A 12,332-nucleotide genomic window follows, 5' to 3' on the forward strand; every position below is an offset into this window, starting at 1 on the left:
GGCGATCCGAAAGCCGTCGCCCGCACCGGGACAGCGCCGTGCTCGGGGTCGTTGGAATCGTCATTGCCTGCCCATCACGATCCCTCGACCTGCGTGGTCACCTCCCAAACGCCGCGGCTCCGGGTTCCGACACGCAGCAATTGCTCGCCTTGATGGACCAGCAGGTCCACCGCAAGACAGTTCGGAAGCCCAGTGCCGTAGACCGACCAACTTCCGCCTGCGTCAAGCGATTCGAACACTCCGACGTCACACGCCACCCACACGCGATCGTTGCTGCCGGGATCGGTGACGACCGCATTAACGGGTATGGCAGGCAGATTCGCGGTCACGTCCGTCCAGGTCGCGCCCTCGTCATCGGACCGGAAGACCGCGCCGGGGTTGGAATAGGTCACCCAGTACCGGTTCGCGTTCTCCGAATCGACAAAGACGTCGCTGATCCAGCCGTTCCTCGGCTGTGCGAGTGCTGCGGCATCACCCCATTTCCCGTTGTCGAAGCGGATGCGATAGACGTCTCCCTGGATCGTGCCGACAAGAACCGTCTCCGAGTCCGGGATCGCGAGCGCCGAGGCTATCGATCGCTGGCCGCCTCCCACATCTATCTCGGACCAGCTGCCGCCGGCGTTCCTCGAGAGATGAACGGTGTGCCCGGCCTTGACCACTAGCGGACCATTGACCTCCACCGGCGGATAGAACAGCTGGAGACGCGTATCGGCATCCCCGGGAGGAGTGACGTCCTGCCAGCTGTTCCGATCCCCGCGATGATCCGAGCGCTCCATGTACATGTGGTAGTACGAGTGGTAGCAGACATCAGGCTCCGACATGTCGGTGCCGCAATCCCCACCGTCTCCCAGGCCCACCTGCGTCCACAGGTTGGGAGACTCCCGACGGATCGTGCCGTTGTCCTGCAACCCTGCCAGCATCCAGGTCGACTCGTCCGGCCGCTGTGCGAGGTATTCCACCTCGCTGATCGCGAGACCCGCGTTCAGCGACTGCCAGGACGTGCCGCGATCCGGACTACGGAAGATGCCTCCGTCGCTGCCGGCATAGAGCATGTTCGGATCCGAGGGGTCGAAGGCCATCGTGTGCTGATCCGGGTGGATTGAATCACCGTGGCCGATCCGGGTCGAGATGTCCGACCACGTCCAGTCGTCGTTGGTTCGTATCCCTCTCACGAGCTCTTTGGCCCCCAGGTAGATCGTGTCGTCTCCATCGCCCGGGATCGCGACGTACCAGTCGTAGAAGGCTTGATCCACGTCGAGGACGTCGTCGACGAGCTGCCCTAGGCGGAACGATGGCAGATCGATGCGGACCCATGGGGCGTTCCGGCCCGGCCGATGCCAGAGCCGAGCCTTGCCCGCGGTCGCGGCGAAGACGAACGCCTGTCCCGGATCCGACGGAACATGGGCAACGGCCATCCGTTCTGAACGGGGATCGAGGGCGGGCAAGCCCGGCAGATTGACCTTGGTGAACGCGCCGCCGTTCTGCGCGGAGAACAACCCGTCGGGCGCGGCGAGCAGCATCTCCTCCACACCCGCGTGATGCTTGGCCAGCGAAATGTCCCAGGTCATGCCTCGGTGCAGCAATGTCCAGCTCGCGCCACCGTCGAGCGACTCGGCCGCGCCGCCGGTCGTCGCGACGAGCAACCGACCGCCTCCCGCCGGATCCACGACGATCCGGTAGAAGCCGACCTCGGCGAACACCTGCTCGGCGACCTGTGTCCAGGTCGTTCCTCCGTCGTGCGACACCAGAATGCCCTGGCCGAGATGGAAATACTCTGAGTTCGCCTCGCCGGTTCCCGCGTAGACCGTGGACGTGTCAGACAGGTCGAAGGCCAGCGCGCCGATCGACAGCGTCGGTTGGTCATCGGTGCGTGGCGTCCAGTTCGCGCCGCCGTCGCGCGACTCCCAGATACCTCCGGCGGCGCTTCCGATCAGTAGACGACGGGGGTCGTTCGGATTGATGGCGATCGCCGATATCCGGCCGCTCACCGTCACGGAACTTCCGGGACCTGTGCCGTACGTCTGCCCATCTGGGATCCCCGCAGGTCCCAGGGGACGCCACCTCAACTCCGGCGACGGAGGTACGGCTTCGAGAAGCGCCGCCCGCTCGCGCGCCGCGTGACCGTAGGACTGCGATGACGACGACCGCTCCGCACCCTCAGCGATCGACAGTGGTCTCGCCTCACGGCTCAGGCCTCGAGCGTCGAGAAATGCCGCCTCTCTGAGGAAGATCTTCCGACGCACACCTTGCTCACCATTCGATTCGTCCCTGGCTGCCGGCCCGGGCCCGCGTTCCTTGAGCTCTATCGGACCTTTCATGTGTGCCGCCCCCCTGCAAATGTCTACTCGTGCTCGTCCGGCCGGCTCTCCGCCGGTGGCGACGACTCGTCGGCGTCGTCAGGCTCAGTCTCGGAATCCCGCTCATCGGCCGCTGATTCATCGTCGAGCGGAAGCTCACGAGGACCCGTCAGTCCGCGCGACTCCTCGAACTGACGACGTCGGCGTTCCTCCCGCCCACCCGGAGGACCCACCCCGTGACGTCTACCCACCCTGTCATCTCCTTCGAGTGCGCTTTGTGGAATGCATAGTGTCCAAGCGCACGCGTGCGGTGCAGCCGACCAAAGCAGCCAATGCCGACAACCGTCCCGTGCCACTCAACGGGGCCGGGCCGTCGCAGTCCCCTCCCCGCAGGTGCCGCGTAGAATTCAGCGTGGCACCGGCCGTGATAACACGCAAGAGGGACCGATCCGACCAGTAAGTGCTATGTCCATTCAAGACTGACCATTCGATGTCCCAAACCGACGGTTCATGTGTTTGAGTGATATCCGGTAGAGCAATTCGATTAGATCAGGTCGCTGACAACTGCAACGAGTTCGCTCCTCTCGACATAACCGCAAGCGTGAAACCGACCGCCTTCCTCGCACGAAGTCCTTCCACCTCGCGACCGGCGCACTGACCGACTGTTCGACACGCTCAGGCCCGAAATCGTCAACCGTGCCATCCGCGCCTTCTGCGGCGACCTCCTGAAGACTTGGAGGATGACGACCTTCTTTCAGGGACGGCCCGGACGTCGGCTGCCCGAGCTGACCGGCGAGGTTCTTCGGGGTACGCCGCGCAGAATCACCGAGTACGAGGAGGAGATCCTGCACCGCCCGTGCCAGCGTGTCACCGAGTTCGGTGCCGAGCGTTGGGCCGGGCTGATCGACGACATGTTCACGACGATGTGGATCGCCGAAGGATGTGGACTGGCCGCCAACCAGGTCGATGTCGACGCACGGCTGTTCGTCTATGACCTGATCGACGGGAACGGCGACCGTCACCTCGGTCACGTGTTCAACCCGCGGATCGAGGCAATGTCCGGCCTCTTCGGTGAGCAGGATGGTGATGAGGGCTGTCTGTCGGTGCCGGGGGCACGTGAGTTGCTCACGCGGCCCGCGAGGGTGACCTTGCACGGATTCGACATGGAAGGACGGCCGTTCAGCATCGACGCGGGCGGGTACTTAGCGCGGTGCCTGGTGCACGAGACGCAGCACCTCGACGGCCTGCTGTACGTCGACCGCCTCAGCCCGGCGTCTCGGGATCACGCGCTGGCTCACGCCGCGGCACGCCGTACCGACGTCATGGCCCGGCGTGCGGCGCGACAGCGTCAGCTTGGTAAGTAGGAACTACTGGCGGGCCATGTGGGCTTGGAGTTCGGATTCGGGGTCCTCGATGAGGTCGCCGCTGACGTCCACTGTCACCTTGTGGAGGGTGCCGGTGAACTTGAAGGGGCTTTGGTACTCCGGTGTGACCGGGGAGCCCACGTTGTAGCCGACGGAGAGCGCGCCGGGGTTCAGTACGAACGGCGTCGTCACCGGCGCGTCCGCGGTGCCGACGAGCTTCCCGTCGATGTACAGCTGCAGGTGCCCGGGCGCACCTCGTCCGTTCGGGAGATCGGGCTTGCCGGTCGGTTCGAACTCGAAGCGCAACTCGTGCTCACCGGCCGGCACCGGATCGGTCGAGGAGACGCGGAAGCTGTCCCGACTCACCCAGTTGTGGACGTAGTGCAGCATCCTGTCCTTGATGTACAAGGAATACCCGCCGGCCGCGCTGCCCTGACTGAGCAGAACTCCCTCGGCACCGCTCTCCGGGATCTCGACGTACGCCGTGATGCTGTGCGGCCGGTTGAGGACGCGAGGGCCTGCGAAGAACGGGACCGGCTGGGTGCCCGGCCTCAGCGTGTACTGATCGCGCGGCGGTGCGATCAGCGGCTTCTCGGAAATCAACCGCGCCAGTCCGCTTCCGTCGATGGGCAACACGCCGTACTTCCCGGCCTCGGCGTACCAGGTGGAGATCAACGCGATGAGCCGATCCCTGTTGTCAGCCGCGAGGTTGTGGGTCTCGGCGGGATCCTCGGCCACGTGGTACAGCTCCCAGCCGCTGAAGTCGAGCTCGGACAGTTTCGCCGAGCTGATCGGCTCGCCGAAGCCGACACCGGCTTCAGCGAACGACGGACCCGGCCATGGGCAGACTGCCCGCCAGCCGTCGTGGTCGAGGGCCCGGTGGCCGAGCATCTCGAAGTACTGCGTGTGATGCTTGCTGGCGGCCGCCGGATCGTCCAGCGTAGCGGCGAAGCTCACGCCGTGGAGGGGTGACTGCGTGACCCCGCGGATCGTCGCGGGCGCGTCGGTACCGAGCAGGTCCAGGACGGTCGGGACCATGTCGATCAGGTGCGCGTACTGATCGCGGACCTCGCCTCTCGCCTTGACGCCGGCCGGCCAGGCGAGGATGAACGGGTCGCAGGCTCCGCCCCGGTACGTCTCCCGCTTCCAGCGCCGGAACGGCGTGTTGCCCGCCCAGGTCCAGCCCCACGGATAGTGGTTGAAGTGCTTGGGGCCGCCGATCTCGTCGATGACTCGGAGGCTGTCCTCGAGCGACTCCTGGGCGTTGTTGAAGAACTGCGCCTCGTTCGTGGTCCCGGTCGCACCGCCCTCGGCGCTCGCCCCGTTGTCCGAGATCACCATCACGATCGTGTTGTCCAGCTCGCCTTGCTCACGCAGGAAGTCGAGCAGCCGGCCGAGATGATGGTCGGTGTGGCTGAGGAACCCCGCGAACACTTCCATCATGCGGCTGAACAGCCTGCGCGCTTCCGGCGACAGTGACTCCCACTCCGGTACGTCGGGATCGTGCCGGGACAACTGTGCGTCCGCCGGCATGATGCCCAGAGCCTTCTGTTCTTCGAACACCTTCTCCCGGTAGGCGTCCCAGCCGTCGTCGAAGACTCCGGCGTACTTGTCGGCCCACTCCTTCGGCACATGGTGTGGCGCGTGCGTGGCCCCGAAGCACAGATGCAGATAGAACGGCTTGGCCGGGTCGATCTGCTTGGAGTCCGCGATGAATTCGATGGACTTGTCGATCAGGTCCTCGGTCAGGTGATAACCCTGCTCCGGCGTGCGAGGCGGCTCGACCGCGTGGTTGTCGTACACGAGGTCCGGATACCACTGACTCGTGTCGCCGCCGAGGAAGCCGTAGAAGCGCTCGAAACCACGTCCCAGCGGCCAGCGGGTGAACGGGCCGGTCGCGGTCTCCTGGTTCGAAGGGGTCAGGTGCCACTTGCCGACCATGAACGTGCTGTAGCCCTGCTCCACCAGCATTTCGGACAGCAGCCCGTTCTCGAACGGGATGACACCGTTGTATCCGGGGAACCCCGTCGCCAGCTCGGTGATCGCCGCCATGCCGTTGCTGTGATGATTCCGCCCGGTGACGATGCAGGACCGGCTTGGTGAGCACAGCGCGGTGGTGTGCATGTTGGTGAACCGCAGCCCGGCCGCGGCCAAGCTGTCGAAGTTCGGTGTCGCGATCGGACTGCCGTAGCAGCTCAGCTGACCGAACCCGGTGTCGTCCAGCACCACGAACAACACATTCGGCGTGCCTTTGGCGGCCCGGATCGGAGCCGGCCAAGCCGGACTGGACTCGTCGGTCGTTCGCCCCACGACACCGGTGAACGGCCGTCCCGATGGATACTCCTCGATCGCCACCACGGTCTCCCCTCGATGCGCGACAACAGAGCGCTCCCCCGCGCCGGACGTGCTCAACGAACGCTCGTCGTCCCGGCGCGCCAAATCATCCCCCGCGGCGGATGAGCCGCCCCCAGCCCACTAGTTGCTAGCCGCCTCACCTCAGCGAGGCGCGCCCTCGGGACCGTGCAGTTCCCGGGTCCACAGCCAGTCGACGATGCGGTCGACGCCCCGGGCGAGATGGCGGCGGTAGGTGGTGAAGGGCAGGCCGAGCACCTCCGCGGCGCGTTCCTGGGTGGCGGCAGGTCGGAGGAACGTACGGTCGACAGCCCGGAAGGGCCTGTCGTCACGGGGGTCGGCCCGGAGGGACTCGGCCGCCTCCAGGACGAGAGTACGAAGCGTTTCGGCCGTTGGGTCACCGTGGTCGCGGATCAGCCTCGACCGCAGGAGCGGATTGCCGGCGAGCCGGTCGGGCCGGTGCAGCGAGCGCAGCGCGGCACGTACGGCCTGGGCGAATTCGGGCTGGGACAGCACCAGCTCCGGGTCGGCTCCGGTCGGCGGTCCGGCGGGGGCGCCGATCTCCCGATCGGACATCAGCTCCAGCCAGTCCAAAGGCCCCAACCGCCGGAAGTCGTGGGCGAACACAGCGTAGTGATGCTCGCCCACGTCGTACTCCGCCTCGTGGGCTCGGTGATAGTCGATGTAGGCGAAGAACGGCTCCCAGTAGGCCGCGTCCTCGAAGCACGCGATGAAGTCCCATGACAGTCCCGGACAGGTGAGCACGTGCTGGATGTGTCGCGCGGTGATCACGTTGTTCGACGGCGACGGCTTCTGGTAGGCCTCGCGATCCATGAAGAACCTGGCCGCGTAGACCGTCTCGCCCGGCCGCGGCGGGCCGTGTCGCTGGGCGTACTCCCAGATCGCCGCGGCAGCGGGATCGGCGGCGAGGTCGGACTCGCCGGCCTGCTCCAAGCTGATCTCCCCGGCGAAGCCGATCGGCTCGCCGGGTCCGGCCCGCATGGCAACGAACTTCGCGGCCGGACGCTCCAGCCAGTGCGCCACGAGCTCGGCCTGCTCATTCCCCTGGTGCCGCGTGGTCATCGCCAGGATCGGAGCGCGGTCCTCGTCGCGGAGCTCGTCCGGGAACGCCTGGCCGAACGACTCCCAGTCCCAGAAGCTCCGCATCGCCGGGTTGTTGCGGTGCAGGAAGATGATGTCCGCGGTCCAGCGGTGTTGTTCCAGTCCCGTGGTACGGCGTGCCTGCTCCACCAGGTGCCGACGGACCCGCCGGTGCAGATCGGCGTACGACGCCCGGTCGCGCCAGCGCAGGTCCGCGTCGAGGACATCGCGCGCCACGTCGTGCGGGAACACGCCGTACTGGTCCTCCTCGATGAACGACAGCCCACGCAGCCAGCCGAACAGCTCATGCGCGTCGTCGCCGCCGAGTGCGGTGCGCAGCAGGTCTTCCGTAGTGAAGCGGGCGTGCGCGCAGGCCTCCAACGCCTCCCGGTGCCGCGGGCTGGGGACCCACTCGACGAAGTGTTCGAGCAGCACCCGAACCACGTCCGGCGTTTCCTGCAGGGACAGGCCCGGCGCGAGGGCACCTCGGTGCTGGTCAACGACATCGACCAGCAGGGACAGTGCGAGCGGATGGCCGTGCGTCATCTCGAGCACCCGTCGATGCAGGTCCTCGGGCACCCCCGCGGCGTGCAGGTAGGCGCCCGCGTCGGCGGGTTGGAGGTTGCGCAGGGCAACCACTCGCAACAGCTCGCCCCAGCCGGGATCGCTCGCCCACTGCGGCGACGGCGGTGTCCGCCCGGCCGCCACGACCAGCGCGTTCGCGGGAAGCGCCGGCAGGAACTCCTCACGCAGCCAGTTGTCCAGCGGCATCAACTGCTCGTAGGTGTCGATGAAGAGAATCGGGCGAGAGTGTGCGGCGAGGCTCTCCAGTGGTGCTGCCCGGTCCGGTACGCCGAGAGCCGCGCCGAGGGCGGCGTGGAACGCAGGCGGCGACGGCTCGATCGTCCGCGCGTCCAGCCGCACCGCCGTGGCATTCGCCTCTTCGGCGGCCTCGGCGAGAGCGCCGAGCAAGGTGGTCTTCCCGATCCCGCCCGGCCCGTGCACGAAGAGCACAGTGAAGCCGGGCTCGCCCGACTCCAACGCCGTCCGGAACAACTCGAGTTCACCGGTCCGCCCCACGAATCGCCGGCGCCGCGCCTGCCGCAGCCGATCCGCGACCGTGGTCGCACCGAGTTGCGCCGTCGATGCCGGCTTGTCACGGCTCGTCATGCGCCACCCCCTCAGTCCAACTTGCCCCGCGCCCGGTTGGCGGTCAAGACGGATGGACGTCTCGTACGGCGTTCGGACAGTGAATGGACCGGGAATGGACAGTGATTGGTCTGGAAGGTGAACAGGTCCGTGCCGCACGCTGCCGGGACTGATACGGCTCCGGAGGTGCGACATGGCGGAAATCCTCGTGCTGGGCGCCGGCCTGAACGGCCTGGCGACCGCGATGCTCCTGGCCCGCGACGGCCACAGCGTGACGATCCTGGAACGCGACGACGCGGGTCCCGGAGACGATGCCGAGAACGTCTGGCACCACTGGCAACGGCCGGGAGTCAACCAGTTCCGCCAGTTGCACTTCATGCTGCCCCGCTGGCGGACACTGATGCAGCACGAACTTCCGGACGTGCTCGAGCAGGTGATCGCGTTCGGCGGCACCCGCCTGAACGTGTTCGATGAGCTGCCTGCAGCGATCACCGGTGGCCGGCGCGACGGCGACGAGCGCTTCGACACAGTGACGGCCCGGCGTCCGGTCCTCGAGGCGGCAGCCGCTGCTGTCGCACAGCGAACCCACGGTGTCTCGATCCGCCGGGGCGTCACGGTCACCAGATTGCGCACCGATCGCGGCGCGGTCGCAGCCGCGCCACACGTGACCGGTGTCGTGATCGACGGCGGCGCCGTACTCCGTGCCGATCTCGTCGTCGACGCGACCGGGCGACGGTCGCAGGTCGGCACCATGATCGAGTCCGCCGGCGGCCGCCGCCCTCACGAGGAGCGCGAGGACTCGGGATTCGTGTACTACGCCCGCCACTTCCGTTCGGGCGACGGAGCCCGCCCCGCGGCCCTGGGTACGCTGCTCCAGCATTTCGACAGCCTGTCGGTCCTGACCCTTCCCTGTGACAACGACACCTGGGGCGTCGGATTCATCACGTCCGCGCGGGACAAGGAGGTACGCGGGCTGCGTGAACCGTCCGCCTGGCAGGCGGCGCTCAAGCTCTACCCGACTGTCGCGCACTGGGGCGACGCCGAGCCGATCACCGACGTACAGGTGATCGCCGGTATCGAGGACCGGTACCGCCGGTACGTCGTCGACGGCGAGCCGGTGGTCACCGGACTCGTCGCGGTCGGCGACGCGTGGGCGTGCACCAACCCCTCGCTCGGACGCGGCGCGTCGATCGGGATGCTGCACGCCTGCGCACTCCGCGACCTGCTCCGCGACGTCGGCCCGGACCAGCCGGAGAAGCTGGTACGGCGGTTCGACGAGATCACCGAGAGCACGGTCGCCCCGCTGTACCGGATGACGCTGGCGTTCGACCGGCACCGGCTGAACGAGATCGCCGCCGACGTCACCGGCGAGACCTACCGCACGTCGGACGCAAGCTGGGCGATGAGCAAAGCGTTGTACGCCGCCGCCCACCACGATCCCGACGTCCTGCGCGCCTACGTGTCCGTCGTGTCCATGCTGTGCACTCCTCCTGAGGCCCTGGCAGCACCCGGCCTGGTCAGCAGGGTCCTCACCCTCGGCACCAACGCGCCCCAATACCCAGCACCTTGCGCCAACCGCGCCGAGCTCCTGTCCGCCATCGCCTGAAAGGACCTCGCCATGCGCCTGGACATCAACGGAACCGTCCTCGAGGTCGCGGACAACGGGAACGGCCGACCGGTCCTCCTACTCCACGGCTGGCCGGACACCCACGAGGTCTGGCGTCACCAGCTCACCGCGCTCGGCGAGGCCGGCTACCGAACCATCGCGCCCGACCTTCGCGGATTCGGTCACTCGGACAAGCCGGGCACCGTCGAGAGCTACGGAATCATCCAGCTGGTCAGCGACCTCATCGGCCTCCTCGACGTCCTCGGGGCACCGCAGGCCGATGTCGTGGGTCACGACTGGGGCGGTGCGATCGGCGCGGTTCTCGCTGCGTTGGCACCGGAACGCGTCACCAGCCTGACCTGCCTGTCGGTCGGCCACCCGGCGGCCTTCGCGGCGGCGGGCTGGGAACAACGCGAGAAATCGTGGTACATGCTGCTGTTCCAGTTCCCCGGCGTCGCTGAACGCTGGCTTGCCGCCGACGATTTCGCCAACCTGCGCAACTGGAGCCGGCACCCGGACATCGACTCCGTCATCGCACACCTCCGCGACCCCGCGGCCCTCACCGCAAGCCTCGCGGTGTACCGGGCGATCCTGCCGCCGGAATCGCTGATCCGGCCGCCGACCGAACTCCCGCCCATTCAGGCACCGACCATGGGAATCTGGAGCACCGAAGACCTCGCCATCACCGAACAGGCACTGACCGGTACTGCGGCCTTCGTCGACGCCCCGTGGCGGTACGAGCGCATCGACGGCGTCGGCCACTGGCCACAACTCGACGTACCCGATCAGGTGAACGCCCTGCTGCTCGACTTCCTGACCAGCGTCCCCACTCCCACCTCGGCGTACGCCTAGGCCACGCCCGCAGGCTCGCCGTGGATACGGCCCGTGGTTGTCGACAAGGGCTGTCCACTGGCCGAGGATCGGGTCGCGATGATCTCGGCCGCGATGGAGATCGCGGTCTCCTCAGGGGTCCGCGCGCCGAGATCCAGACCGGTCGGTGACGACAGCCGGTCGAGCTCGGCCTCGGTCACACCTGCCGCTCGCAACCGGGACAACCGATCCTGGTGCGTACGGCGCGATCCCATCGCGCCGATGTAACCGGCATCCGTGCGCAACGCGACTTCCAGCAGCGGTACGTCGAACTTCGGGTCATGGGTCAGCACACACAGGACGGTGCGACGATCCACCAGGCCCTGGTCAACCGCCTCCGCCAGGAAACGGTGCGGCCAGGACACCACCACCTCGTCCGCCTCGGGAAACCGCTGCCGAGTGGCGAACACTCCGCGCGCGTCGCACACCGTCACGTGGTAGCCGAGAAACTTGCCCGCCCGAGCCATGGCGGCCGCGAAATCGATCGCGCCGAACACGAACATCCGCGGCGGAGGCGTGAACGCCTGGACGAACACCGCGACCTCGGCCCGCTGACACTCTCCCTGCGCGCCGTAGTACCGGATTGCGGTGGCCCCCTGGTCGAGCATGGCCACTGCGTCCTCGACTACGGCAGTGTCCAAGCCTGCGTCACCGAGAGTGCCAGTGACTCCGTCGGGCCAGACGACCAACCACTGCCCCAGGCGCTCTCCGGTCGTGACCACAGTCGCGACAGCGACCGGCCGGCCTGCGTCGACCGCATCGGCAACTGCATCGAAGTCGGCGAACGAGGCCAGGTCGACCGGCTGCACCAGGAGCTCGATCACTCCCCCACAGGTCAGTCCCACGGCGAAGACGTCGTCATCGGAGACGCCGTACCGTCGCACGGCCGGCAGGCCGGTCTTGATGACGTCCCGAGCCACTTCGTACACGTCGCCCTCGACACAGCCGCCAGAAACGCTGCCCACGACAACGCCGTCGCCGGACACTGCCATCGCCGCGCCCGGCTGGCGAGGCGCTGAGCTGAACGTGTCGATCACCGTGGCAACGGCGAACCGCCCGCCATCGCCGTACCACTGCCGGATGTGCGGGAGCAGATCACGCACGTCGCCTCACATGTCCTGGGCGCCGGCCTTGATGGCCTCGCGGATCCGGGAGTAGGTGCCACACCGGCAGATGTTGCGCAGCTCGTCGAGGTCCGCGTCCGTGATCTCGTGGCCCGCCGCGTGGGCCTGCTTGACCTTGGCCACGGCCGCCATGATCTGGCCGGGCTGGCAGTAGCCGCACTGAGAGACGTCGTGGTCGAGCCAGGCCTGCTGCATCGGGTGCAGGTCTTTGCCGACGGTCGCCGGCAGGCCTTCGATGGTCGTGATCTCGTCGGCAGGATCGATGTCCTTGACCTGCACCGAGCACGGATTGAAAGCTTTGCCGTTGATATGCGAGGTGCACGACTTGCAGACCTCCAGTGCGCACCCGTACTTCGGTCCGGTGACGCCGAGCAGGTCACGGAGAACCCACAGCAGGCGGACGTTGCCCTCGGCCTCGACCTTGATCTGCTTGCCGTTGAGTTTGAATGTGTGCGTTGCCATGGATTCC

At 67.3% G+C, this 12,332-nt stretch carries 9 protein-coding genes; 3 read left to right on the forward strand and 6 right to left on the reverse strand.

What is annotated here, in order from left to right; all coding sequences use genetic code 11:
- Positions 1-74: 74 nt before the first annotated feature.
- Both AB0E63_RS26310 and AB0E63_RS26315 read right to left on the reverse strand, forming a co-directional pair.
- Positions 75-1,994 carry a hypothetical protein gene (locus AB0E63_RS26310; protein WP_360371529.1) on the reverse strand — a complete coding sequence of 640 codons (1,920 nt, stop codon included), beginning with the start codon at positions 1,992-1,994 and terminating at the stop codon, positions 75-77.
- Between the two features lie 347 nt (positions 1,995-2,341).
- Entirely contained in the window at positions 2,342-2,548 is a 207-nt protein-coding gene (locus AB0E63_RS26315; protein ID WP_360371532.1) for a hypothetical protein, read from the reverse strand.
- A 489-nt stretch (positions 2,549-3,037) separates the two neighbouring features.
- Between AB0E63_RS26315 and def the strand changes: the two genes are divergently transcribed.
- The gene (gene def, locus AB0E63_RS26320; protein ID WP_360371535.1) at positions 3,038-3,661 is read left to right on the forward strand and encodes a peptide deformylase; all 624 of its coding nucleotides are present in this window, start codon (positions 3,038-3,040) and stop codon (positions 3,659-3,661) included.
- Positions 3,662-3,664: 3 nt separating this feature from the next.
- Here def and AB0E63_RS26325 read toward each other — a convergent pair whose 3' ends face one another.
- Together AB0E63_RS26325 and AB0E63_RS26330 are read right to left on the reverse strand one after the other, a co-directional pair.
- Entirely contained in the window at positions 3,665-6,073 is a 2,409-nt protein-coding gene (locus AB0E63_RS26325) for an arylsulfatase (protein WP_360371538.1), read from the reverse strand.
- Positions 6,074-6,157: 84 nt separating this feature from the next.
- A complete protein-coding gene (locus AB0E63_RS26330; protein WP_360371541.1) occupies positions 6,158-8,284 on the reverse strand; it encodes an AAA family ATPase in 2,127 nt (708 codons plus the stop codon).
- 172 nt (positions 8,285-8,456) lie between these two features.
- Here AB0E63_RS26330 and AB0E63_RS26335 point away from each other — a divergent pair, with 172 nt between their 5' ends.
- Both AB0E63_RS26335 and AB0E63_RS26340 read left to right on the forward strand, forming a co-directional pair.
- The gene (locus AB0E63_RS26335; RefSeq protein ID WP_360371544.1) at positions 8,457-9,869 is read left to right on the forward strand and encodes an FAD-dependent oxidoreductase; all 1,413 of its coding nucleotides are present in this window, start codon (positions 8,457-8,459) and stop codon (positions 9,867-9,869) included.
- A 12-nt stretch (positions 9,870-9,881) separates the two neighbouring features.
- Positions 9,882-10,721, forward strand: a complete 840-nt coding sequence (locus AB0E63_RS26340; RefSeq protein ID WP_360371547.1) for an alpha/beta hydrolase — start codon at positions 9,882-9,884, stop codon at positions 10,719-10,721.
- On the opposite strand, the gene AB0E63_RS26345 is transcribed toward AB0E63_RS26340, so the two are convergent.
- Positions 10,718-11,842, reverse strand: coding sequence for an XdhC family protein (locus AB0E63_RS26345; protein WP_360371550.1), 1,125 nt, complete (start codon positions 11,840-11,842; stop codon positions 10,718-10,720). The genes AB0E63_RS26340 and AB0E63_RS26345 overlap by 4 nt on opposite strands.
- A 6-nt stretch (positions 11,843-11,848) precedes the next feature.
- Positions 11,849-12,325 (reverse strand): (2Fe-2S)-binding protein, encoded by a 477-nt coding sequence (locus tag AB0E63_RS26350; RefSeq protein ID WP_360371553.1) that lies wholly within the window; start codon positions 12,323-12,325, stop codon positions 11,849-11,851.
- Positions 12,326-12,332 lie beyond the last annotated feature (7 nt).

This window comes from Kribbella sp. NPDC026596 (genome assembly GCF_040638415.1).
GTDB lineage: Bacteria > Actinomycetota > Actinomycetes > Propionibacteriales > Kribbellaceae > Kribbella.

Excerpts from the sequence above, each read along its gene's own strand:
- def (WP_360371535.1), top strand. The coding sequence starts at position 3,038 with ATGACGACCTTCTTTCAGGGACGGCCCGGACGTCGGCTGCCCGAGCTG.
- AB0E63_RS26330 (WP_360371541.1), bottom strand. The coding sequence starts at position 8,284 with ATGACGAGCCGTGACAAGCCGGCATCGACGGCGCAACTCGGTGCGACC.
- AB0E63_RS26335 (WP_360371544.1), top strand. The coding sequence starts at position 8,457 with ATGGCGGAAATCCTCGTGCTGGGCGCCGGCCTGAACGGCCTGGCGACC.
- AB0E63_RS26340 (WP_360371547.1), top strand. The coding sequence starts at position 9,882 with ATGCGCCTGGACATCAACGGAACCGTCCTCGAGGTCGCGGACAACGGG.
- AB0E63_RS26350 (WP_360371553.1), bottom strand. The coding sequence starts at position 12,325 with ATGGCAACGCACACATTCAAACTCAACGGCAAGCAGATCAAGGTCGAG.